Consider the following 22,710-nt stretch of genomic DNA (forward strand, 5'->3'; position numbering starts at 1 on the left):
AAAAAGAACCACACCCTGTGCGCAATAATCCCTTTGTATGGTCTATCGGCCAAGAAGATAGGAACTTGATGCTCGTGCCACCGAGAGCGGCCAGCGTATGAAGCCGAGGGTTCAGCGCGCCCCGATTTGTAAGGCTTTGCGCGGTTCTTATTGAAAACAACGCAGCGTATTGATCTGGCGCAAGATCATACCGGACAACAGATGTCAGGTTAACGCCATGGGCGTACGGCGCCGCAGCGAAAAAGAGGAAAAGGGCATGGCGGGAAAATTGAGTTTAACGGGCGTGATGGTGGTATGGCTGGTCTATGTGGCGTGGATGATCAGTTACTATTCCGGGACGTTTTCACTTTTTAGCCACTAATAAAAATCCCGGCCTGGCCGGGATTTTTAGTCGGGTGCAGCACTCAAGCCGCTTTGACGCTGCGCACGCGTTTTTCAGACGTTTCAGCTGCAGGTTGCTCGCCGTGGTCTGCGACAGCGGTGGCGTCATTTGGCGCGCTTTTTACCGCTTCCGGCAGTTTACTGGTGCGCAGAATATGCTGCACCGCGTCTTTCTGCTCAGCTAACAGCAGGCCTAATGCTTCGGCCTGTGCTTCGCCCATTTCAGGCTGTTGCTGTTGCAGCCAATCGGTGAAGGCGTCCGCCATGTCGAGCATTTTGTCCCAGGCATCCGCGTCTTTTTTATTGGCAAACGTCATTTTTTCTTCACCCTTTCTGACCACAACAAATTTGGTTTCGACTGCCATGATGCACCTCGTTAACTGTATTTATATACAGTATAATTCATGTCCACTTTGCACGGCAACGCTTTTCTGCCGTTATGCCAATAATTCCGTCAGGAAGTCCGCCAGCGCTTTACGCGGATCGTCCTCTTCTGACACGATCATTTCAATTCCCCACTGCCCCAGCACTTCTTTCGCAACCGGGTTGTTGCGGTTGGTGAAGAGATAAGACTTGGGTCGCGCACTGGCTAGCCCGGTGCGGTTCCACATTTTGGTCAGCCGATAGAACAGCAGGCGGATATTAAAATCGCTGATGCTGTAGCCGACAAAGAGCACCGAGTTGCCCATCACATCGTGCGTCAATTTAATGTCGAGCGGCGAGTCGAAATAGAGGCGCTCGAAGTAGCTGCTCTCATCGAGCACGATAGAGGTGTCATCGTCGAAATCACCGTGTAGCTTGATAATGTGGCGTTTTTCCTCGGTGAGCGACACCAAGTCGGCGGCGTTAGCCACTTTGCTGTAGGGCACATTGTGCGCCTCGTGCGCCATCTCGAGCCAGCGATCGTAGTTGGTGGTATAAATGCGCGAAAAATTGCCCTGCGTGATCATGGTATGAATTTCGGAGCTGCGCACATCGATATCCGGACGATGCCACTCGCGATCCATCCAGCTTCGCAGCGGCCCTAACGATCCTTTGCGCTGCTTGTAATATTCCGCCAGCGAAAGATGGGTACCGTAGCTGTTGAAGATTTTTGGATCGTATCCCAGCTCTTGCGCCAAATGCGCGATGAGTTCGTGCCACTCAGGCAGACCGAAGTTGCGCGAGATCCCTGCGCCGGCAAATAAAATCAGTTTGCCTGCTTCATAGGCGCGTTTCAGTTCCGGTTTCATGCCAGCCCCCGCGAGGTTTTAAGAAAAGTGGCAAAGCGATCCAATGCCAGTCGCCGCATCGAAATTTCATTTTTAAGCTCACCCATTTCGGCAAACGTTTGAGTGTGCCCTTCGGGGATGAAGACGCAATCCCATTGAAACTCCCGTGGGCCAGCGGGTTCGGGCGCGATGGTGCCGCGCAGTTGCCCTTCAAACTGGTACATTTTACGCCCATCGCAGTAGCCCAACACGGTTTTGGCCGTCACCCAGGGCGTTTCCAGGCCGCGTACCAGTTTGGTAAAGCGTTCGGCATCCAAACGGCTCCAAAAGATGCGCGTCAACCCAGCTGGCAGGCCATTCAGTCCATCCAGATAAAGTCCCGTATGCTCGACGAACAGCGGTCTGCCGATAATGGAAAAAGCCTTTGTCAGCTTATCACGCACCAGCTCCAGTTCATTTTCCGTCTGAATTTCTTCTATTCGGCGGGCAATAGGCACCACCTCAACGCCCACCGGCTCCAGAATGGTTCTGACTTCGGCGAGCTTAAGTTCGTTTGCGGAGAGAAAACGTATTTTCATTGCAGTGGTCATTTCACATAAGTGACAAGAAGCGCACGATTGGCATGAGGCGTATTACGCAGCGCGCATAGAATGCTATGGCAATATCTTAGCGTCTGCAGCGGTGACTGGAAAGGCAGCGTCCAGCGGATACGCCTCTTCGACCCTAAACAGCGCCGCACGCTTCTTGCGGTAACGGGCCGTTTTTTAAGCCAAACAGCACGATAAAACATCAGCTTAAATCGTATTAGCCACGCGATCATTCACGCTTTAATTCAAATTTGACGGGTATTCATTTCACGCTATCTCAAATTTGCTCACAGGCGCAAAACTAGAAATTTCGGGGCAAACAAATATGACAACGGTTGCGCTTTTATTTAAGATGAGTCCTTGCCAATTAGGTCGTCTCATTACAACACTGAGAAGCGCTCATGATCCCCTTTATACGCTCCCGCTATTCCATGTTGCGCAACTTGCCTTACGTGTTCAAAGGCAACAGCATTGAAAAAAAACTCCGCGCCACGCTATTAATTGCCGGTGTGTCCACGGCGTTTGCTGGCATCTACATGGTGTGGTGGAACAGTATGCATCAAAATACCCTGACGGCGTTTTTATATTGCGTCAGCACCACATTGGGTTTCTATATTTGCCGCGTGGCTTTTCTCAATCATCTCCAGCGCAACCTTTATATTACCGTCCATGCATTATTGATTGCGATCATTGTATTTTTATTGTTTGACAATAATCACCCGTCGCAGAAGCTCTCAGAATATAATTACCTGTTGGCGCTCACGGTAGGGTCAGCACTGGTGCTGCGCCAGCAAACGCGCTATTTAAATAAAGTCTTCCCCATTATTTGTCTCTGCTGTTACCTGTTTTTCATTTTCACCGGCACTGTGTGGCAGCAAGGCGCTTTCCATGCGCAGGTTATGCAAGATTCGGGCGTTTACTTTGTGAATAGCATTGTGCCCATGGTAGCGCTGTTATTGACCGCGTTTACGCTGCGCGGCAGCTATACCGAAACGGACCTGATCAAACAGGAGCTGTCCCACGCCATCAACAAACAGCAGCTGGACCTTCACTATCAGCCTCAAGTGGATACTGAAAAAAACGTTATTGGTTTTGAAATCCTCCTGCGTTGGAAACATCCCGCTAAGGGATTTATTTCGCCGGAAGTGTTTATTCCTGTGGCAGAGAAAAGCGGATTAATTATTGCTATCGGCAATTGGGTAATGGAGAGAACCTTTCATCAGATTGCCGTATGGGAACGTCAATTTCCACTTAAAAATTTGGTTTTCTCAATCAATATTAGCCCCCTTCAACTGATGCATCGCGACTTCACCCAAGATACGCTATTACTGCTGGCGCAGTATAAAATTCGGCCCGAGCGCGTAAAATTTGAGATTACCGAAACCACTTTTATTTACGATCAAAAACGTATTGCCGCGGTTATCCAGCATTTCAGTGATTTAGGGATTAAATGGGCGATTGATGATTTTGGCGTGGGATACTCCTCGCTGAAATCCCTTAGCGATTTCGCCATTGACGATATCAAAATCGATAAGTCGCTGATCATGCACCTCTTTGATAACGAGTCAACGGCGATTGTGGTAAATAAAACCATTGAGTTATCACGGGCCATGGGTTTGAACGTCTTAGCGGAAGGCATCGAAAGCGAAGACTGTTTTGACTATCTGCGCGAAAAAGGCTGCCATCTGTTCCAGGGGTATCACTTCGCGCGCCCGCTGCCGGTTAATGACGCATTGCTGTGGATTAAAAAAGCGGTGGTGCAGTGACTGCACGCCGATGCGGCCGTCACTGTGTGCGCGTCAATGACACGTTATTGCGACCTACCAGCTTGCCCGCTGCACAGACAATCAGGGTTCGATGCTGGCCGGCGGATTAATTTGCGAATGCGCAACGGCTTCCTGCTGTTCGCCCCAGCGCGTGAGCACCTGTTGATACTGCCCGCCCTGAATCGCGCCTTCGATGGCACTCTGCAGTGCCGCCACTAAACCGTTGCCTTTTTTGGTGGTGACCGCCACCCACGCACGGTACGGGCCCTGACCAACCACTTTTGTTTGGCCGCGCGAAGCCGCTTTCCACGCCGCCATGGCTTGCGGCCCAAAGGTGGCGTCGGCGCGGCCTGCCAGCAGCGTGAGCGTGGCCGAGGCGTCATCACTGAGGTAAAGCGGCTGCACGGCAGCGAGGCCGTGCGCACGATTTTCTGCATCCCATGCCAGCAAAATTTTCTCCTGATTGGTCCCCGACCCCACAATGATGCGCTTGCCCGCAATGTCCTCACGACGCGTGATGGCGGTGATAGCGCTGTCGGCCTTCACCGCGAACGCATGGTGATCGGCACGATATGTCGCAAAATCAAAACTCTGCTTGCGCGCCTCCGTCACCGCAATATTAAACATCGCCACGTCGTAGCGCCCGGCACGGATGCCAAGCGGCCAATCTTCCCACGCCGCCGGCACCAGCTTGAGCTTAAGTCCCAGACTTTCCGCCAGCAGCCGCGCGATATCCGGGTCGCTGCCAATCAAGGTTGTATTATCGGATGACCATAGCGCGATGGGCGGCGAGTTATTCGCCGCCGTGGCCACCGTCAAATACCCCGGCTGCACAAACTGAAAGTGGGCAGGGATCCGTGCGATCGCCTCGGGATTGGGCGCGATGTGGATCGGCGTTTCGTTGTGCCTGACGTCCAGTCCAGCGCCCGCAGACAGCGGCGCGCACAACAGCACCGCCCACGCAATAACCTTTACGCGCCGCATCACAACACCTTTGATAGAAAACGGCGGGTGCGCTCGTGGCGCGGATGATTGAGCACCTGGTGCGTGCTGCCCTGTTCGATAATCCGGCCATCGTCCATGAATACCACGTTATCCGCTACCTCACGGGCAAAGCCGATTTCGTGGGTGACCACCACCAGCGTGGTCCCTGACCGGGCAAGTGCTTTTATCACATCCAGCACTTCACCGACCCGCTCTGGGTCAAGGGCGGAAGTGGGCTCATCAAACAGCATCACGCGTGGGTTGAGCATCAAGGCGCGCGCAATCGCAATACGCTGCTGCTGCCCCCCGGATAAGTGACGTGGCCAAGCCTGCGCTTTATGGCGCAGTCCCACGCTTTCCAGCAGCGTATCGGCCCGCTCCAGGGCGGCCTGACGCGTCAGCTGCCGATGCGCGATAGGCGCTTCTATCAGATTTTCCAGCACCGTCATGTGCGGAAAAAGGTTAAAATTTTGAAACACATAGCCCACGTTGATGCGCTGCCGCAAAATGGCGTGCTCCTTGAGCGCGTAGAGTTTATCGCCGCGCCGCTGATAGCCAATGTATTCATCGTCAATCTGGATAAACCCGGCATCGACCCGCTCAAGATGATTAAGGGTGCGCAACAGCGTAGTTTTTCCCGAGCCGGAGGGGCCGAGGATCACCGTGACCGAGCCGGGATCCAGCGTCAGCGAAATGTTATCCAGCGCCAGGTGTTTGCCATACCATTTGCTCACGCCGGTGAGCGTCACTGCGCCAGTTGCAGTAACGGGCGCGGCCTCGAGCGCGCGATAATCAAAGGCTTCTGACATGATCAAACTCCTCTTGTTCAGGGGGATTCACGCGATTACGCCACGGGCGCCAGCGCGTGATTTGAGCGTCCTGCACCACGCTGCGCGCCAGCCAGCGTTCAACGCTGTGCTGCAGCAGTGACAGTACGGTCGTGATGATCAGATACCAGGCTGCCCCCACCATCAGGAGCGGGATCACCTGCTGGGTGCGGTTGTAAATCATCTGGATGGTGTAAAACAGCTCCGGCATCGCCAGCACATACACCACGGAGGTGCCTTTAGCCAGGCTAATGATCTCATTAAACGTGGTGGGAATAATGGCGCGTAACGCCTGCGGCAGAATAATGCGGAAAGTGCGACGGGACGCGGAAAGCCCCAGCGCCGAGGCCGCCTCAAACTGCCCGTGGTCCACGCCTAAAAATCCGCCGCGGATGATTTCAGCGCTGTAGGCGCTCTGCACCAACGTCAACCCAATAACCGCCGCAGGGAATTGCCCCAGCACGTTAATGGTCGGGAAATGCCCCCATGACAGCGCGGTAAACGGAATGCCCAGCGACAAGGTGTCGTAGAGATAAGAGAAGTTGTACAGCACGATCAGGACCACAATCAGCGGTAGCGAGCGGAACAGCCAGATATAGCCGAACGCAAGCCCGCTTAATAACCAGGAAGATGAGAGACGCGCCAACGCCAGCAGGCCGCCTAACAGCAAGCTCAATACTGTGCCGCAGAGCGTGAGCAGCAGCGTTTGCCCGAGACCGCTGAGGATAACAGGATCAAAAAACCACCGGGCAAACACCGCCCATTCCCAGCGGGGATTAAAGGCTACCGAGTCCACCACCGAGGCGAGAATAAACAGCGCAGCCGCCGCCCCGACAATGCGGCCGGGGTAGCGCGCGGGGACCACGGTTAACGATGGATGTTGCATACGTTTCTCCTTAGCTGGCCTGCGCGACGTCGAATCCATCCAGCACTTTCACAAAGCGCAGGCGGCCGTCGTGCGGGGGTTGACCGTAGATCTCCATATCTTCTCGCAGCGTAAACTGCGGCTGATACCCGTGACCAATATAGAGCTGTACCGCCTCTGGCTGGCGGAAGCCAGTGGTCAGATAAACGTGCTGGTAGCCTGCGCGCTGCGCGCGGCGCTCCAGCTCTTCAAGCACCCGTAGCGCCAGCCCTTGGCGACGCAGATCGCGTCGCGTCCAGATGCGTTTTAACTCGGCCGTTACGGCGTCGTACGGTTTATACGCGCCCATTGCAATCACCTCGCCGTCGCGCTCCAGCACAATAAACAGGCCGTGCGGGGGCAAAAAGCGTTCGCTGGACTCCACCTCCCGATCGCCCTCAAAATAATCGCCGTAGCGGGCGGCATATTCGCCAAAGAGACCGGTCAAAATCGGCTGCAATTCAGGCGCATCAGGATGCACTTCACGAAACAGGGTCTGGCTCATGTGCTCTCTCCCTAGTCGCCCAGGCCGGCTGGATTAATTTCTGAATGCGTTAGGCGCTCCACGCCTTCTCCCCAGCGATTCAGCACCTTGTCGTAATCACCGCGCGCCATCACACCGTTCAACGCGGTGCTGATCGGCTCAACCAGGCCGTTATCTTTTTTAACCGTCACGGCGATATGCGCCGCTTTTGGCCAGCCACCGTCTACGCTGCCCACCAGGCGCGTTTGGTGCGTCAGCGCCGCTTTCCATGCGCCAATGACGTTCGGGCCGAAATAGGCGTCAGCGCGTCCGGACTGCAGGGCCAGGGTCTGCGCCGCGTCATCTTTGGCGTAAATGGGGGTAAAGGGTTTTAATCCCTTGGCCTGGTTGGCTTTATCCCATGCCAGCAGAATCGCTTCCTGGTTAGTGCCCGAGCCCACGATGATGCGCAGCCCGGCGATATCTTCGGCTTGGGTGAGCGTTTTTATGGGGCTGCTTGTTTTGACGTAAAAGCCCAATGAGTCTTTGCGGTAGGTGGCAAAATCAAAACGTTCTTTACGCGCTTTGGTGACGGTGACATTGGTGATAGCCGCGTCATATTTGCCGGACGCGACGCCGAGCGGCCAGTCCTCCCAAGAGGTGGGAACCACGTTCAGTTTCAGGCCAAGGCTCTCGGCCACCAGCCGCGCAATGTCCACTTCACTGCCCAGCAACGTGCGGTTGTCATCGCTGAACAGCGTCAGCGGCGGGGAATTAAGTGCGGCCACGGCCACGGTTAAGGAGCCCGGCACCGCAAACACATGCCCAGCAGGGATCTGCGCAATGGCCGCGCTGTTTGGCGCGGTATGTATCGGCGTGCGGTTCGCTTCCACGCTAATGGATTGCCCATTAACCGCCACTGCTTCCGCCCGGGCTGCATACGCCGTGGTCAGTAGCAGCAGCGCCATGAAGACGGTTTTCTGCATGATTTTTGTCCTTTTAAGGTTGCGTAAACTGGTTAACGGGCGTTTTTAGCCCCAGGCTGGCGCGTAAGGTGGTGCCGGGATAGTCGCGACGGGTTAAACCCCGCGCCTGCAGCAGCGGGATCACGCGATCGACAAAGCGTTCAAACGCGTCCGGCGTGCCGCCCTGAATAATGAAGCCGTCGGTGGCTTCGCTCTCGAACCACGCCTGCAACCCATCCGCCACCTGCTCAGGGGAACCAAAGAACAGCGGCTGCGGCGTCGCCGCTTCCAGCGCCGCCTGACGCAGCGTATGGCCCTGCTCGCGCGCTTTGCGTTTGATCTCATCGGTGGTGCTGCGGAAACTGTTTTGCCCCACTTCGCCGAGGTCCGGGAAAGGGGCATCCAGTGCGTACTGGCTAAAGTCGTGGTGATCAAAGAAGCGGCCAAGATAATTCAGCGCATCCTCGATCGAAACCAGCGCCGCCGTGGCCTGATACTGGCGTTCAGCGTCGGCAATGTCGTCGCCCACAATCACGCCCACCCCTTGAAAGATGTGCAGATCGTTGGGCTCGCGGCCATGCTGCCTGAGCTGCTGTTTCACATCGCGATAAAATGCCTGTGCCTCTTCACGCGTGGCGTGATGGGTAAAAATCGCGTCGGCGTGGCGTGCGGCTAATTTGCGGCCGTCCTCGGATGCGCCCGCCTGGAAGATGATGGGACGCGCCTGCGGCGTCCGACCAATATTCAGCGGCCCCTGAACCTGGAAAAAATCACCGTGATGATTCAGCGTGTGCAATTTTTGTGGGTCATAAAATTGCCCGCTGATTTTGTCGCGCACAAAGGCATCGCCTTCCCACGAGTCCCACAGGCCTTTTACTACCGTGAGGTATTCGTCAGCGATGCGATAGCGCAACGCATGGTCAGGATGCTGAGCACGGGAGAAATTTTTCGCCGATCCTTCCAGGGGCGAGGTCACCACGTTCCAGCCTGCGCGGCCGCCGCTGAGATGATCGAGACTGGCAAACTGCCGCGCGACGGTAAAGGGTTCGCTGTAGGAGGTTGAAACCGTGCCCACCAGGCCAATGTGCTGCGTGACGCCGGCCAGCGCGGAAAGTAACGTCAAAGGCTCAAAGCGATTCAGGAAATGTGGAATTGATTTTTCATTAATGAACAGCCCATCAGCGACAAAGAGAAAATCCAGCTTGCCCGCCTCGGCTTTGCGCGCAATGTATTTCGCATAGTCCAAATTGATACTGGCGTCCGCCAGCGCGCCAGGATGACGCCACGCCGACATATTGCCGGCGGCGCCGTGTAGCATTGTCCCCAGTCGCAGTTGTCTTGTACTCATAGGTCTCTCTCTTTTCCATGGCATTGCCTGGCAGCGCAGGCTTGCCGAATCAGCAAACACTCACGCGCTCACGCTGAGGCGGCGATCGGTTGGGCCGCGGCCAGTAGTTCCAGCGAGCGCAAACGCGGCTGCGCCTCCGCCAACGGCGTATCCACAATGAACTCCTCAATGCCGTAGCGCTGGTGCAGCGCATCCAACTGCGCATGCACCTGTGCAGCGTTGCCTTTGAGCAATGAGGGGGTGCGCGGTTCGATGCGGTAGTCGGTGTAGCTGCCCTGACGGACGTAGCGCTCGGCTTGTTCGAGGCTACCTACGTTGACGCTCGGCCCGTTTTTTACGCTAACGTGGTAAAGGCGCAGCGTGTCCACCAGCAAGTCGGCTGCGGCTGGGGAGTCCGCTACCACGATTTGCACGGCCACCAGCGCACGCTGACCTTGCGCGCGAGCCTGGTAGTACGCCAGTACCTGTTCCATATGGTGCGGGTCGCCATTAAGATGCGCAGCAAACACAAACTGCCAGCCCAGCTCTGCCGCCAGGGCCGCGCTCTGCTCGCTTGCCCCCAACAGGAAACGCTGCGCGAATCGCGGAGGCGCTGGCGTGGCACGCAGCGCCTCCTCATCGCCTTGCGCCGGGACAGTGAGCCAGTTATCCAACAGCGCCAGCTGCTGCGCGAAATCGCCTTTCTCTTCCTGATGCACCCCGAGCTGCAGCGCCCGTGTCGCAAGCGGCAGGCCGCCTGGCGCTTTACCAATACCGATATCAATGCGCCCCGGCGCCAGCGCGGCGAGCAGGTTGAAGTTTTCTGCCACTTTGAAGGGGCTGTAGTGTTGCAGCATCACGCCGCCAGAGCCGACGCGAATACGCCGCGTTTGTCCCAGAATCCAGGCCATCACTACTTCCGGCGAGGGGCTGGCCAACTGTGCGCTGTTGTGATGCTCCGCCAGCCAAAAGCGGTGGAAGCCCCAGCGCTCAGCACACTGCGCGATATGCAGAGTGCGCTGCAGCGCCTCGGCGGCGCTTTCGCCCGGAGCAAGCGGGGATTTATCCAGAAGACTTAATCGGTATGACATGCGCCCTTTCCTGTTCAGCAATCAATGCCAACAGTGTTAAGCACCAGGCTGTTACGGGTAAAACATCATATTGTTGTATTAAAAACCGGGAATGGCATAACGGCCGCGCGCCGCCGCGCACCACAAATTAACGGGAATAATTTCAGTTAATTAACCGTTTTCTTGCTGCTAGTTAGATGAGGTCATTCAAGAAAAAGGCATTAGAAGGATTAATAGAAATAGACTGCACAAATCGGCATTAAGCACAGCACTGAGGGAGGGCGATGCGACGGCAACATTGCTTATCCACTCCCCTCTCAGCCCGCCTCGGCTTTATATCCCACAGCAAGAGTCAATGCGAATTGTCCCTGATGGCAGCCAGCACACCCGTCTCAAACTGCGTCACTGTCACACTTTCTAAAAAAATAAACGCACGTCGATTGCATCGCGCAGTCAATGGGTTACTGTGAAATTCTTGTAAAAATTGTAAGCAAAAGGATCTGTATGAATATCTCTCTGCGTTTTCTGACCCTTTCTGTGCTGGCAAGTCTTCCTTTATCTGCGTTCGCTGCCGTGCCTGCGGGCTATCCGGCGGACTACCAAAAAACCATTGATGCGGCCACCAAAGAAGGCAAAGTGGTGGTGTATTCCACCACCGATACCAAAGCGGCTGGCCCGCTAATTAAAGGCTTCGAAGCGTTATATCCCGGTATCAAAGTGGAATATAACGACATGAATAGCACCGAGTTGTACAACCGCTATATCAGCGAACAGGCGTCAGGCAGCACCAGCGGCGATGTCGTGTGGAGTTCCTCAATGGATACCGCACTGAAATTAGCCACCGATTACGCCGCAGAATACACCTCACCTGAAATTAAAAACATTCCTGAATGGGCAGTGTGGAAAGAGAGTGCCTATGGCACCACCTATGAGCCGGTGGTGTTTATCTACAATAAGAAGTCGATCCCTGCCGATCAGGTGCCGGATTCCCATGCCGCGCTGGCGAAATATATCGCCGCCAATGCGGAGAAATTTAAAAATAAAGTCACCACCTACGATATCGAAAAATCCGGATTGGGTTTTATGCTGACGGTACAAGACAGCAAGGTGGATCCGCAATACAAGCAGCACCTCGCGGATATGGCCAAAGGCGGGCTGACGGTGCAGTCATCCACGGGCACCATGATGGAGCGCGTCTCATCGGGTGAGAATCTCATCGGCTATAACATTCTCGGCTCGTATGCGGAAGCGCGCGCCAAGAGCGATCCGGGGTTGGGTATTTCGTACCCGAAAGATTATGTGCTGGTCCTCTCGCGCGTCTCGTTTATCACCACGGACGCGCAGCACGAGAATGCTGCGAAATTGTGGCTGGATTATGTGTTATCTGAAAAAGGACAAAGTATTCTTGCCAATCAGGCCGATATTCCTTCGCTGCGTAACGATATTGACGGGAATAACGATATTAAAGGCATGAGTAAGATTTTAGGTGAGGCGCCTAAGCCTATCCACGTTGATGAGTCGCTGCTGGAATACCTTGAGCCCGCCAAGCGTCTGGACTTTATAAAACAATGGCGCACCGCCGCCGGAAAATAATCACTCTTTAAGCGCCTGGGAAATATCAGGCGCTTCTTACCATCCTGTTATCCAAGCTGCAAACAAGGTTGGCCTATGACCGGGTTACGTCGCAAATGGCAGAAAATGCCGCGCGCATTAGTGGTGCTGATCGCCGCTATCGCCATTTACGTGCCGCTGATGTTTATCGTGGTACAGAGTTTTCTCTCCGCACCGTTTTTTGCCAAGCGCAAAGAACTTACGCTCGATTCCTTCGCGTTTATATTTTCCGACCCCGATTTTTATCGCGCGCTGGAGTCCGGTTTTATTCTGGCATTTGGTCTGGTGTTTATTGCCATTCCACTCGGCGGTATTTTGGCCTTCCTTATGGTGCGGACCAATTTGCCAGGGCGCAGGGTGATCGAGCCGCTGATTCTGGTACCGATTTTCGTGTCGCCGATGGTGCTGGCGTTTGGTTACGTGGTGGCGGCCGGTCCGGTGGGCTTCTTGTCGCAGTGGGCCAATCAGCTGTTTGGTGTAGTGCCGTGGAATATTTACTCCATGACCAGCATCGTGATCATTGCCGGATTAACCCACGTGCCCCACGCCTATCTGTATATCTCTGCCGCCCTGCGCAGCGTTAGCTCGGATGTGGAAGAAGCCGCGCGCAGCGTAGGTGCGTCCCCGCTGCAGGTCATGACCTCAGTCAGCTTGCCGATGGTGCGCCCGTCGATTCTTTACGCATGCGTTCTGCTGTTTTTCCTCGGACTGGAAGTGTTCGGCCTGATGCTGGTGCTGGGCGATCCTGAAGGCAACATGGTACTGGCCACGTATCTCTACAAACTCACGAACAAGCTTGGCACGCCCTCGTATCACCTTATGGCGGCCGTGGCGGTGGTGTTGATTTGCTTTACCGTGCCGCTGGTGATGCTGCAACGCTGGCTGATGCGAACCTCGCACCGCTTCGTGACCATGAAGGGCAAAGCGTCGCAGGCGCGTGCGCTGCCGCTGGGTAAATGGCGCTGGGTGGCAGGTGCCGTGGTGCTGGCCTGGTTAACGATCACCATTGGCGTACCGCTTATTGGCGTGGTGCTGCGTGCGTTTATTTCGCACTGGGGCGTCGGCGTCTCGCTATGGGATGAAGTTTCTCTGGCCACTTTCCACAGTATCTGGGAGCAGCCAAACCTGCTGCGCGCCATCGTGAACTCTATGCTGATTGGGGTGATTGGCGGCGCCATTGCGGTGATCTGCTATCTGTTTGTGGGTATTGCCATGCACCGTAAACAGGACTCTGTTACGCGCTTCCTTGATTACAGCGTGCTGGTACCGCGCGCGGTACCCGGCCTGCTGGCGGGCCTGGCGTTTCTGTGGGTGTTCCTGTTTGTGCCTATGTGGCTCGATCAATCGCTGAAAAACGGCTGGCTCTCCAGTCTGTCGATGGCGGATTGGCTGCGCGAGCACTTCATTGTGTGGCTGCGCTCGCTGCGTCAAACCATCTTCAGCGTTTGGCTGGCCTATACCGTCGTGTGGATGGCTTACGGTCTGCGCCTGATCTCTTCGACGCTGCTGCAGGTGGGGCCAGAACTGGAAGAAGCCGCACGCAGCGCCGGCGCCACGCCAGGCCAAACCACGCGCCACGTGACGGTGCCGCTTTCGCGCCACGGATTAATAGGTTCGTGGCTGCTGATGTTCCTGATTTTTGAGCGGGAGTATTCTACGGGCGTCTATTTGCTCTCTCCCGGCACCGAAACCATCGGCTCAATGCTGGTTTCGCTCTGGTCTGCGGGTGCGATTGACATCGTCGCTGCGCTGTCTCTGATCAACATCGTGCTGGTGGTCGTTGGCCTCGGCATCGCCTTACGCTTTGGAGTGAAATTACATGACTGAATTATCGGTTGAAGGCCTGCATCTCACCTATGGCGACAATCCCGTGCTTAAGGGCGTTTCGATGCAGCTGCGCAAAGGCGAAGTGGTGTCGCTACTCGGCCCCTCCGGCAGCGGGAAAACGACGCTACTGCGCGCGGTAGCCGGACTGGAAAAACCTACCCAAGGCAAGATCACCATTGGGCAGCACGTGGTGTTTGATGGCACGCCCAAAAGCGAGGTGCCGGCGGAAGAGCGCAATCTGGGGCTGGTGTTTCAATCTTATGCGCTGTGGCCCCACAAAACCGTGTTTGAAAACGTGGCTTATCCATTGAAATTGCGCAAGGTGCCTAAGGCTGAAGCCGCTGAGCGCGTGCAGAGCGTGCTGGACCAATTGGGACTTGGGCACTTGGGCAAGCGCCATCCGCATCAGCTGTCCGGCGGACAGCAGCAGCGCGTGGCGATCGGCCGTGCGCTGGTCTATAACCCGCCGGTGATTCTGCTCGACGAACCGCTTTCAAACCTGGATGCCAAGCTGCGTGAAGAGGCGCGCGTGTTTCTGCGCGAACTGATCATCCGTCTTGGCCTCTCGGCGCTGATGGTGACGCACGATCAAAATGAAGCCATGGCGATCTCCGACCGTATTCTGCTGCTTAACAACGGTGTAATTGAACAGCAAGGCACGCCGCAGGAGATGTACGGCCAACCCACGACGCTTTTTACCGCCGAATTTATGGGCAGCAACAACCGCCTGTACGGCAAAGTGACACATATTGAAAGCGGACGCGCACGTATCGCCGGTGCCAGCTGGGCGATATGGGGTAAACCCAGCAGCGGCGTGCAAATTGGCGATGACGCCACGGCGATCATTCGCGTAGAGCGAGTACAAATTGCCACGCTTAGTGAAGAGAACACGTTAGAACTGCCGCTGTTAACCAGCATGTACCTGGGCGATCGCTGGGAATACCTGTTCCGCACCGAAGGCGATGACTTCCCGCTGCGTGGCTACGGCAAAGATCGCCTGGGCAACCAGCGGTTCCGTATCGCCTTGCCTGCGGAGGATGTGTGGATTTTCCCTAAAGCGTAGTGTGGAACGGTTTAGGCTTATCGGGCATCGCCATGATGCGGTGCCCGATGTTTTCAGCCACCGCTTTACTTCCCCGTAAATTTCCGCATGCTAAGGCTTTCCCCCTCACGACTCTTATTCATGACTCACGTTAAACGTCGCTTTTCTGTGCTGCTGGGCGCGCTGGTTATTGCAGTTTTTCTGCTGTTGACCAACGGGAGCGCTTTCCTCGCGTGTGCGCTGCAGGTTCAAATTCAGCTGCACCGTTTGCTGGTCACGCATCTGCTGCAACTCAACAGCGGCCAACTGGCCGCAGGCGGATGGCTGGCGGGGGTGACATTTATCTACGGTATTCTGCATGCCGTTGGGCCAGGGCACGGTAAATTTATCGTCTCCAGCTGGCTGAGCACCCATCAACCGCCGCGCGGCATCGCGCTGTGCGTCCCGCTGCTGGGCAGTTTACTTCAGGGGGTAAGCGCCATCGCGTTTGTATTCATTCTGGCGATCGGTTTCAACCTGACGACCGGCGATCTCAGTCAGAGCCGCTGGTATCTGGAAAAAGCCAGTGCCCTCTTTATTGCCACCTTGGGCGTGATGATGATCATAAATGCTCTACGCGCGCCTATGCATCAGCATCACGATCATGGCCATTGTGGTCATTCGCATGGCGTGACGGCGTCACTTAACGATTCATGGCGAACCTGGCTAGGGATTATTATTGCCACCGGCGTGCGCCCCTGCAGCGGCGCCCTGACGGTATTGCTGTTTGCCAGCGTCATTGGCATCACCCGCTGGGGCGTCTTTGCCGTCATGACCATGGCGTGTGGAACCGGCATCACCCTTGTGACGTTAGCCTGGTTTGTGCGCCATTTCCGGCAGCGCGCCGGGGAGCTTTGGTTAAGCGACACTTCGCCTAAGGTGCAAAAGACCTTAACCTGCCTGCGCGTGGTAGGTGGCGTACTGCTTATGCTGTTTGCGCTGGTGCTGTTTTTAACCGTGGTGCCCGTAAGCCCCAACGGCGATTATATTGCGGCGGGCTGTTAGCGCAGCGCAGTCGGGGCGCACGCTGTGCGCCCCGCGCGTGCGCGCTTAGAAGCGGTAGCTGGCGGTCACTGAAACATTACGCGGCTCGCCATAAACGATGCCGCCTTCGCCCGTGTTTTCATCGTAGGCTTTATCCAACAGGTTGTTCAGATTGGCCTGCAGGCTGAGGTTGTCGGTGAGCGCGTAGCGGGCGAACAGGTCGACACGCGCATAGCTGCCCTGGCGGGCACGCCACGTGCCATTGCCGTCGGGGGCACCAATGTCCTTGTAGGTTTTCGACTGCCAATTAATGCCACCGCCCAGCGTCAGTTTGTCGTGCATCGGCAGGCGATAGCGTGTGAAGAGGTTGAACGACGTGCGCGGCAGTTGGGTTTCCAACGTATCCCCGTTGCGATCCTGCGCCAGATAGGTGGTCCCGCCAAAAGTCAGCTGCCAATTATCGGTGATTGCGCCGTTCACTTCGAACTCCACGCCACGGCTGACAACACCGCTTTTGCCCTCATACACGGAGATATTGTTTACCACCTGGCCGGTGGCCACGCCCACGTTGTCCAATTCAGCGCGGAACACGGAAAGCGAAGTGGTCAGACGGCTGTTGAACCAGTCCGATTTCACGCCAGCTTCATAGTTTTTGCCGATAACCGGCGACAGGAAACGGCCTGATGCCGACTGCTTATCCTGAGGCTGGAACACCGACGTGTAACTGGCATAGGCCGACCAGTTATCGTAAAAATCCCAAATAATGCCGCCGTACGGCGTAGTGTTGTTCTTCTCGACCTCGGCATTGAGGGTTTGACGTTGCCAGTTCGTATAACGCGCGCCCAAAATCACATGCAGCGGGTCGGCAAGGGAGAGGCGCGTGGCGACATAGGCCGACTTCTGACGAACACGCTGCGTATCCGCCGCAGGCTCGCGCGGGCTCCACACCGTCTCGGGGAAAGTGCCGTTGAAGTCGTTGAAATTACCTAACTCTTCTGCCGTGATATTGGCCCATGCGCTGTAATAACGATTGTCCTGCCGGCTGTAATTGGCACCGATCATGAGTTCATGCTGGCGTCCCAATAATTCATACGGACCGCTGGCGAATGCATCAAGCGCATCCACTTTTCGCTTGCCGGTGTTGTAACCGGTACCGCCAATAACCGGATAGTTAGCATAGGACGACGAACCGAGGCCGGTTGTGCGATCAAAGTAGCCGTCCAGATAGAGCTGCTTACTGTCCAGCAGCATCTCGTTGTGCGTACCGTTGAGCGTGAGATTCCAGCCGTTTTCGAAGTTGTGTTGCAGATTGGCAAAAAGTTTGCGGTTCTCTTTGTCGTTATAAGCCCATTCCGGCGCCGTATTGTAGCCGCGTCTTAATTGGGTTTGCGCCCCGGAGGTATACCAGCGTGGCGTACCTGCCCACATGGGAGAATCCGTGTTGACCTGGCTGAACTCATAGCCCACAGAAAGCGTGGTGCGCTCGGTAAGATCGGCATCGACCACGCCATAGATAAATTTCTTCTCGAAACCGTAGCGCTCAATAAAGCTATTTTTGTCTTCATAACCGGCCACGATGCGCCCGCGCACCGTGCCTTCCGGCGTGAGAGGTGCAGACAAATCGGCCACATAGCGCTGCTTATCCCAGCTGCCGTAGCTGGCTTGCAATTCGCCGGTTGCCACTTTGCTGTCCGCATGCTTGCGCACCATATTGATCGCCGCCGAGGGATTGCCTGGCCCTGTTAACAAACCGGTCGCACCGCGCACCACTTCAACACGCTCATACAGCGCCATATCGCTCTGGGCGTCGCCTAAATTCCATCGCGAAGCAAAGGTCGTGGGAATGCCATCGATCATGTAGTTGTCGATAAGGAAACCGCGCGCATAGTAGTTAGTGCGGTCCATATCTGCGCTGATGCCGTGGATGCCAGTGGTATTTTGCAACACGTCATTTAATGACTGAAGCTGCTGATCGTCCATACGCTGCTTGCTGACGAGTGTGACCGACTGAGGAATATCGCGCGCGGTCAGCAACATTTTCGTCCCAGCCCGAGTCACTGGCACGCTGTAATCTTGCTCAGGCTGCGATGATTGCTCGCTGCCCTCGACGGTTAACGTCTGCTCGGCCTGTGACGGCTCTGCGGCTTGGGCAATACCGGCGGCCACCACCATTGCCAGCGCAGAGAGGCCTAGCCCGCTCTGCCATGCGCTGGCGACGCGCGCTTCTTGATAAGACATAGCTTTTCCTTACGAGGTTTTCATTTTTTTTATTGGGGAGGCGTAGCGCGTTCCCAGATTCAACGCGTCGCTTCAGCCAGCCTTAACCGGTAAAGCAAATGAGAAATATACGCATTAAGATTTACATTGCAAGAATTTGTTACGCTTTCTGACATAATCCTGTTCCAATAAAACGTCATATATTTCAGTTCGTAAGCGTGCCCAAGCGCACAGCTCGTGCCCGTTTTTTTGAAACGTTATGGCGAAAATTTCGACGTAATAATCATGAAACGCTCAAGGTCATACGGTTTCAGATAAAGGTTCAAATACGTTTTTCGCTCACACTGAGCATTTAGATGAGGTGACGTGGAACAGATCGCACCGAGCGGATTGCATTCTACGAATATATTTTAACCCCATTAGCAGAATGCTCAGCCAATATTCTGCGTCATGCCCCTCTCAGCAGATAAGAATTGTCTCAACGACGCGTTATTAATGAATAAACGCATCACGATTATTTACGGACAATTCTGTTCAAGCGAACATATTTCCATTTTAAAAAATTTGCCGTAGAATGCGCCGCTTCTTTTAAGTGGTAAAAGTATTAAGGGTTATTCATGAGCGATGCACTAAAAGCATTGAACAATCTCCGCACGCTGCGTGCGCACGCGCGTAATATTGACGTTGCGGTATTAAACGAAATGCTGGAAAAGTTCGCCGTGGTCGTCGCAGAGCGTCGGGAAGAAGCAGAGGCGGAACATGCCGCGCTGCGGGAAAAAGAAGAAAAATTAGCACTTTATAAAGAGATGCTGCTCAATGATGGCATTGATATTAGCGATTTTGCGCAATTGCAGTCGGTTGAACCTAAGCCGAAAAATCGCCGTGCACCTCGTCCAGCAAAGTATAAATTCCTTGATGAAAACGGTCATGAAAAATTCTGGACCGGACAGGGACGCACCCCATCGCCGATTAAAGCCGCGATCGAAGCGGGTAGCGTATTGGATGATTTCCTGATCTAATCATTTCCGGTGGGTAATAAGACCCGCCGGTAATTTCCTTACGTCTAGCCGCGTATTCTAAATCTGCCTTGCCACGCTTTCCTTTGCCAACCTTATCAGGTTTACGTCGTGCGCGCGCCATTTAACCAGAGCGATCCTTTTCACGCATTTGACCAAGTTAAGACGGTATTCACATATTGTGTGTGATGCTTTACTGCTACGCTGAGCATCCGTTATTTACACGGCGATCACGTGAGGAGAATAAGTGATGCACGATGAAGAACCGGCATTTGGATTGTGGCTGCGGGCCTTTCGCCACGAGTTGCATCGTTTTCCCGAGTTGTCGCACCAGGAGTTTGAGACTACCGCGCGCATTCGCCAGCAGCTGGTGCGTCATGGAGTTCGGGTGCTTGATCTGCCGCTGGAGACGGGCGTAGTAGCAGAAATAGGTTCACCTGGCGCGCCACTGGTGGTGTTACGCGCGGATATTGACGCCCTGCCCATCGAAGAACAGGCCGACATCGCGTTTCGTTCCGCACGACCTGGCGTCATGCATGCCTGCGGCCATGATTTTCATAGCGCAGCGGCGCTGGGTGCGGCGGTGTTGTTAAAACAGCAAGAGGCGTCGCTGCCGGGCCGCGTGCGCATTCTTTTCCAACCGGCGGAAGAGACCGCCAGAGGCGCACTCGCCATCCTCGCCAGCGGCGCGGTGGAACATGCCCGCGCCATTTTTGGCTTGCATAACGATCCCACCTTGCCGCCTGGCGTGGTCGGCAGTAAAGCGGGTGCGCTGACCGCTGCGGTTGATTGTTTTGATATCACGATAACCGGCACCGGAAGCCACGCGGCAAAACCGCACTGCGGCAACGACCCTATTGTGATCGCCGCGCAGATTATCTCCGCAGCACAAACGCTGATTAGCCGTAATACGCCCTCCAACGAAAATGCCGTGGTATCCATCACGCAGGTACACAGCGGCAGCACCTGGAATGTCATTCCAGACAGTGCCTGGATTGAGGGCACGATACGCACATTCTCGTCTGAAATGCGTGAACGTCTGGCGCAGCGTTTGCGCGAAATTGCTTTGGGTATTGGTGCAGCTTTTGATGCCAACGTGACATTCAACTGGCACGCCGGGCCGCCCTCGGTAGTCAACGATCCTGAATTAACGACACTTGCGCTACAGCAGGCCGCGGCCAGTGGTTTCGAGGCACGCGTTGTTGAGCCTAGCCCCATCGGCGAAGATTTCGCTTTCTATCAGCAGCAGATCCCGGGGGCGTTTGTGATGGTAGGCACTGGCGAGCCATTTGCCTTGCACCATCCCGCTTTTCGCGTTAATGACGATGTGCTCCTGCCCACGGCGCGTTATCTGGCGGATCTGGCCGTCACGGCACTGACGCATTTAGGTGACGCCGTCACGCATGCAGCTCATGAGTGCCAGGTGACGACGCGTTGACGGTTGAGACTTTAGCGGAAAAAGGCGTTAAGGGCGTCGGCCAGCGCCTGCGGTTGTTCTTCAGGGATAAAGTGTCCGCAGTGCGCCAGCGTAACGCCCTGCACAGACTCGGCATAGTCACGCAGCGGTGCCGCCATATCGGGAATGGAGCCTTGATCGGCGCTGACCGCCAGCAGCGGCACGCGCAGTTTGCCTTTTCCTGCAACAGTGCGCGATTTTGTGCCGCCGACATGCTGGCCTGACGGTACGGCGACATACCGGCGCGCAGCGCCCCCGGCTGCTGCATTAAGCGCACGTACTCCCGCAGATCGTCCTCGCTGAACGCCATTGGACTCGCGGTTTTACGCCGTAAAAACCATTCCAGATAGGTGGATTCACGTCCTTCTATCAGCGCCTCAGGCAGATCCGGGATCAGATGAAACGCGAAGTGCCAGGTTTTCCAGGCTTTATCAGGTGAGGCTGGCAGCATATCGGGCAGGGTCACACCGGGGATACCTGCATCCAGAAGCGCCATTTTAAGGATTTGGTCGCTGTAGCGAAGTGCATAAGGCCACGCAACCCAGGCACCGATGTCGTGCGCGGCCAGATAGTAGCGCGTCACGCCCAACTGCATCAGTAAACCTTGCGCCTTTTCCGCCAGCGCAGCGGTGTCGTAGCCCATCAGCGGCTTATCGGAATCGCCCTGCCCAGGTAAATCCGGCGCGATAATAAAAAAATGTTTGGCTAACTGCGCCATAACTTTATGCCAGGCGTACCAGCTTTGCGGAAATCCCGCCAGCAGCACCAGCGTTTCGGCCTGCGGATTTCCCCCGCTGACGTAGTGCAGCCTGACCCCGTCAACCGTGGCATAGCTGTGGAAAAAACCATCAAGACAATCTACCGGCTGTGACCAGCGCGATGAGGCAAGCGACAATGCGGGCATAAGGGGGCTCCGATATTTAGAAAATGATCGATTCCTAAATTGGCCCACCTTATTGCGTCACCTTTAGGGTGACGTTAGCGCGGCGGGAGCAGGAGATGAAATAAAGGAATCGATCGTTTCCTAAATCCTACTGCAACGCGGAATAAGAAAGCAACGTCTTGCTTCGCGCCAGCGCCCTATTTTTTGCCCGACGGTTTGAGCGCACGATTAAGATCGTGAATACGCTTCATGGTTTTCACCGTGCGTGCTGAGCGGGCCGAGGCGACCGAGAGGATTAACATTTCGAGGCACACCAGCACCGTACCGTGCAACGGCACTAAGCCGCCCTCGCCGCCGCGTGGAACATTGATCACCACGTCGGCCTGCTGAGCAAACGCGGAATCCAGAGCCTGGGTCAATAAGATCACGGGAATGCCTAGGCGTTTCGCCTCCTTCAGCGTGGTCATGCCTTCACGATGCGCGGATTTCTGCGCCATCATGATCAGTACATCCCCACGCTGCAGCGCGATCAGTCGCTCGGCCAGCGCAATCCCGCTGCGGTTCAGCGCGACCGCAGGCACGCCAATGCGCGTGAACAATCGGGCGCTGTACTCAGCGAGTATGCCGGAGGCGTTTATGCCAAACAGGGCAACCTGACGCGCATCCACTAACAGCGCTACCGCTTCTGCCAGCGCCTGCCGATTCGAGGGTGCGGAGAGCGTTGTGCAGGCGCGCTGGTGGCCTTGCACCACGAAGTCAAGGCTGGAATCGATATCGCAGGCGAGCGTATCGACAGTGGCACGCATTTTTTCTTCGGCGTTTAACGCCGGGCCAAACCACGCCGTTAGCGTGGCTTTGAGATCGCGCAGTCCGGCAAATCCCAATACCTGAATCGTGCGGATGACGGTGGCATCCGAGGTGCCCGTTGCAGCGGCAATATCCAGCGCGGTTGCCTCTACTACCGCCTCGCGGTTCTCATGGAGGTAACGCGCGACTTTCTGCAGGCTGGCTGACAGTGCGCCAGCACGTGCCCGATAGCGTTCGCCGAGAATGTCGGCACGCGCGTGAGTTTTTCGCATAGCGGGGTATGGCTCCTCAATCGCGTACGCCGTACGCACACCCAAAATGTAGTGAATAAAGCCTTAATAAC

General features: G+C 55.6%; 19 protein-coding genes and 1 pseudogene. 7 read left to right on the forward strand and 13 right to left on the reverse strand.

The window, feature by feature from the left end; translation table 11 throughout:
• Positions 1 to 404: 404 nt before the first annotated feature.
• The 3 genes from LU196_RS14655 to LU196_RS14665 all read right to left on the reverse strand — a co-directional run bounded on the left by LU196_RS14655 (position 405) and on the right by LU196_RS14665 (position 2,170).
• Positions 405 to 746 (reverse strand): YebG family protein, encoded by a 342-nt coding sequence (locus LU196_RS14655; RefSeq protein WP_232760493.1) that lies wholly within the window; start codon positions 744 to 746, stop codon positions 405 to 407.
• Positions 747 to 818: 72 nt separating this feature from the next.
• Complete coding sequence (locus LU196_RS14660; RefSeq protein ID WP_232760495.1) at positions 819 to 1,613, reverse strand: SIR2 family protein; 795 nt, start codon at positions 1,611 to 1,613, stop codon at positions 819 to 821.
• Complete coding sequence (locus LU196_RS14665) at positions 1,610 to 2,170, reverse strand: non-canonical purine NTP pyrophosphatase (protein WP_232760496.1); 561 nt, start codon at positions 2,168 to 2,170, stop codon at positions 1,610 to 1,612. Before LU196_RS14665 ends, LU196_RS14660 begins: the two co-directional genes overlap by 4 nt.
• Positions 2,171 to 2,580: 410 nt before the next feature.
• Here LU196_RS14665 and LU196_RS14670 point away from each other — a divergent pair, with 410 nt between their 5' ends.
• Positions 2,581 to 3,945, forward strand: coding sequence for a bifunctional diguanylate cyclase/phosphodiesterase (locus tag LU196_RS14670; protein ID WP_232760497.1), 1,365 nt, complete (start codon positions 2,581 to 2,583; stop codon positions 3,943 to 3,945).
• An 81-nt stretch (positions 3,946 to 4,026) separates the two neighbouring features.
• On the opposite strand, the gene LU196_RS14675 is transcribed toward LU196_RS14670, so the two are convergent.
• The 7 genes from LU196_RS14675 to LU196_RS14705 all read right to left on the reverse strand — a co-directional run bounded on the left by LU196_RS14675 (position 4,027) and on the right by LU196_RS14705 (position 10,506).
• The gene (locus tag LU196_RS14675; RefSeq protein WP_232760499.1) at positions 4,027 to 4,929 is read right to left on the reverse strand and encodes a transporter substrate-binding domain-containing protein; all 903 of its coding nucleotides are present in this window, start codon (positions 4,927 to 4,929) and stop codon (positions 4,027 to 4,029) included.
• Complete coding sequence (locus tag LU196_RS14680; protein WP_232760500.1) at positions 4,929 to 5,738, reverse strand: amino acid ABC transporter ATP-binding protein; 810 nt, start codon at positions 5,736 to 5,738, stop codon at positions 4,929 to 4,931. The genes LU196_RS14675 and LU196_RS14680 overlap by 1 nt, the downstream gene beginning before the upstream one ends.
• On the reverse strand, positions 5,722 to 6,642 hold the full coding sequence (locus LU196_RS14685; protein ID WP_232760502.1) for an amino acid ABC transporter permease: 921 nt from the start codon (positions 6,640 to 6,642) through the stop codon (positions 5,722 to 5,724). The genes LU196_RS14680 and LU196_RS14685 overlap by 17 nt, the downstream gene beginning before the upstream one ends.
• Before the next feature lie 10 nt (positions 6,643 to 6,652).
• Entirely contained in the window at positions 6,653 to 7,165 is a 513-nt protein-coding gene (locus LU196_RS14690; protein ID WP_232760503.1) for a GNAT family N-acetyltransferase, read from the reverse strand.
• A gap of 11 nt (positions 7,166 to 7,176) precedes the next feature.
• Positions 7,177 to 8,109: an ABC transporter substrate-binding protein gene (locus tag LU196_RS14695; RefSeq protein WP_232760505.1), complete on the reverse strand. Its 933-nt coding sequence runs from the start codon at positions 8,107 to 8,109 to the stop codon at positions 7,177 to 7,179.
• Positions 8,110 to 8,122: 13 nt separating this feature from the next.
• Positions 8,123 to 9,436: an LLM class flavin-dependent oxidoreductase gene (locus tag LU196_RS14700; protein ID WP_232760507.1), complete on the reverse strand. Its 1,314-nt coding sequence runs from the start codon at positions 9,434 to 9,436 to the stop codon at positions 8,123 to 8,125.
• A 68-nt stretch (positions 9,437 to 9,504) separates the two neighbouring features.
• Positions 9,505 to 10,506: an LLM class flavin-dependent oxidoreductase gene (locus LU196_RS14705; RefSeq protein ID WP_232760508.1), complete on the reverse strand. Its 1,002-nt coding sequence runs from the start codon at positions 10,504 to 10,506 to the stop codon at positions 9,505 to 9,507.
• A 483-nt stretch (positions 10,507 to 10,989) separates the two neighbouring features.
• Here LU196_RS14705 and LU196_RS14710 point away from each other — a divergent pair, with 483 nt between their 5' ends.
• The 4 genes from LU196_RS14710 to LU196_RS14725 all read left to right on the forward strand — a co-directional run bounded on the left by LU196_RS14710 (position 10,990) and on the right by LU196_RS14725 (position 16,009).
• On the forward strand, positions 10,990 to 12,078 hold the full coding sequence (locus tag LU196_RS14710) for an ABC transporter substrate-binding protein (protein WP_232760510.1): 1,089 nt from the start codon (positions 10,990 to 10,992) through the stop codon (positions 12,076 to 12,078).
• A gap of 75 nt (positions 12,079 to 12,153) precedes the next feature.
• Entirely contained in the window at positions 12,154 to 13,923 is a 1,770-nt protein-coding gene (locus LU196_RS14715) for an iron ABC transporter permease (RefSeq protein WP_232760511.1), read from the forward strand.
• Positions 13,916 to 14,986 (forward strand): ABC transporter ATP-binding protein, encoded by a 1,071-nt coding sequence (locus LU196_RS14720; RefSeq protein ID WP_232760513.1) that lies wholly within the window; start codon positions 13,916 to 13,918, stop codon positions 14,984 to 14,986. Before LU196_RS14715 ends, LU196_RS14720 begins: the two co-directional genes overlap by 8 nt.
• Positions 14,987 to 15,106: 120 nt before the next feature.
• Positions 15,107 to 16,009, forward strand: coding sequence for a nickel/cobalt transporter (locus tag LU196_RS14725; protein WP_232760514.1), 903 nt, complete (start codon positions 15,107 to 15,109; stop codon positions 16,007 to 16,009).
• 45 nt (positions 16,010 to 16,054) lie between these two features.
• Here the strand turns inward: LU196_RS14725 and fhuE are convergent, their stop codons facing one another.
• On the reverse strand, positions 16,055 to 18,226 hold the full coding sequence (fhuE, locus tag LU196_RS14730) for a ferric-rhodotorulic acid/ferric-coprogen receptor FhuE (RefSeq protein WP_232760516.1): 2,172 nt from the start codon (positions 18,224 to 18,226) through the stop codon (positions 16,055 to 16,057).
• A gap of 596 nt (positions 18,227 to 18,822) precedes the next feature.
• On the opposite strand from fhuE, the gene LU196_RS14735 reads away from it, so the two are divergent.
• Together LU196_RS14735 and LU196_RS14740 are read left to right on the forward strand one after the other, a co-directional pair.
• A complete protein-coding gene (locus tag LU196_RS14735; RefSeq protein WP_232760517.1) occupies positions 18,823 to 19,224 on the forward strand; it encodes an H-NS family nucleoid-associated regulatory protein in 402 nt (133 codons plus the stop codon).
• Between the two features lie 247 nt (positions 19,225 to 19,471).
• Entirely contained in the window at positions 19,472 to 20,659 is a 1,188-nt protein-coding gene (locus LU196_RS14740) for an amidohydrolase (RefSeq protein ID WP_232760519.1), read from the forward strand.
• A gap of 11 nt (positions 20,660 to 20,670) precedes the next feature.
• On the opposite strand, the pseudogene LU196_RS14745 reads toward LU196_RS14740, so the two are convergent.
• Positions 20,671 to 21,581: pseudogene (locus LU196_RS14745) on the reverse strand (alpha/beta fold hydrolase).
• 176 nt (positions 21,582 to 21,757) lie between these two features.
• A complete protein-coding gene (locus LU196_RS14750; protein ID WP_232760521.1) occupies positions 21,758 to 22,639 on the reverse strand; it encodes a MurR/RpiR family transcriptional regulator in 882 nt (293 codons plus the stop codon).
• Between the last annotated feature and the right edge of the window lie 71 nt (positions 22,640 to 22,710).

Origin of the sequence: Pantoea sp. Mb-10, assembly GCF_021272205.1 — a bacterium.
In the GTDB taxonomy this organism is placed as follows: Bacteria; Pseudomonadota; Gammaproteobacteria; order Enterobacterales; family Enterobacteriaceae; genus Pantoea.

Excerpts from the sequence above, each read along its gene's own strand:
- LU196_RS14655 (WP_232760493.1), bottom strand. The coding sequence starts at position 746 with ATGGCAGTCGAAACCAAATTTGTTGTGGTCAGAAAGGGTGAAGAAAAA.
- LU196_RS14660 (WP_232760495.1), bottom strand. The coding sequence starts at position 1,613 with ATGAAACCGGAACTGAAACGCGCCTATGAAGCAGGCAAACTGATTTTA.
- LU196_RS14665 (WP_232760496.1), bottom strand. The coding sequence starts at position 2,170 with ATGAAAATACGTTTTCTCTCCGCAAACGAACTTAAGCTCGCCGAAGTC.
- LU196_RS14670 (WP_232760497.1), top strand. The coding sequence starts at position 2,581 with ATGATCCCCTTTATACGCTCCCGCTATTCCATGTTGCGCAACTTGCCT.
- LU196_RS14675 (WP_232760499.1), bottom strand. The coding sequence starts at position 4,929 with ATGCGGCGCGTAAAGGTTATTGCGTGGGCGGTGCTGTTGTGCGCGCCG.
- LU196_RS14680 (WP_232760500.1), bottom strand. The coding sequence starts at position 5,738 with ATGTCAGAAGCCTTTGATTATCGCGCGCTCGAGGCCGCGCCCGTTACT.
- LU196_RS14685 (WP_232760502.1), bottom strand. The coding sequence starts at position 6,642 with ATGCAACATCCATCGTTAACCGTGGTCCCCGCGCGCTACCCCGGCCGC.
- LU196_RS14690 (WP_232760503.1), bottom strand. The coding sequence starts at position 7,165 with ATGAGCCAGACCCTGTTTCGTGAAGTGCATCCTGATGCGCCTGAATTG.
- LU196_RS14695 (WP_232760505.1), bottom strand. The coding sequence starts at position 8,109 with ATGCAGAAAACCGTCTTCATGGCGCTGCTGCTACTGACCACGGCGTAT.
- LU196_RS14700 (WP_232760507.1), bottom strand. The coding sequence starts at position 9,436 with ATGAGTACAAGACAACTGCGACTGGGGACAATGCTACACGGCGCCGCC.
- LU196_RS14705 (WP_232760508.1), bottom strand. The coding sequence starts at position 10,506 with ATGTCATACCGATTAAGTCTTCTGGATAAATCCCCGCTTGCTCCGGGC.
- LU196_RS14710 (WP_232760510.1), top strand. The coding sequence starts at position 10,990 with ATGAATATCTCTCTGCGTTTTCTGACCCTTTCTGTGCTGGCAAGTCTT.
- LU196_RS14715 (WP_232760511.1), top strand. The coding sequence starts at position 12,154 with ATGACCGGGTTACGTCGCAAATGGCAGAAAATGCCGCGCGCATTAGTG.
- LU196_RS14720 (WP_232760513.1), top strand. The coding sequence starts at position 13,916 with ATGACTGAATTATCGGTTGAAGGCCTGCATCTCACCTATGGCGACAAT.
- LU196_RS14725 (WP_232760514.1), top strand. The coding sequence starts at position 15,107 with ATGACTCACGTTAAACGTCGCTTTTCTGTGCTGCTGGGCGCGCTGGTT.
- fhuE (WP_232760516.1), bottom strand. The coding sequence starts at position 18,226 with ATGTCTTATCAAGAAGCGCGCGTCGCCAGCGCATGGCAGAGCGGGCTA.
- LU196_RS14735 (WP_232760517.1), top strand. The coding sequence starts at position 18,823 with ATGAGCGATGCACTAAAAGCATTGAACAATCTCCGCACGCTGCGTGCG.
- LU196_RS14740 (WP_232760519.1), top strand. The coding sequence starts at position 19,472 with ATGCACGATGAAGAACCGGCATTTGGATTGTGGCTGCGGGCCTTTCGC.
- LU196_RS14750 (WP_232760521.1), bottom strand. The coding sequence starts at position 22,639 with ATGCGAAAAACTCACGCGCGTGCCGACATTCTCGGCGAACGCTATCGG.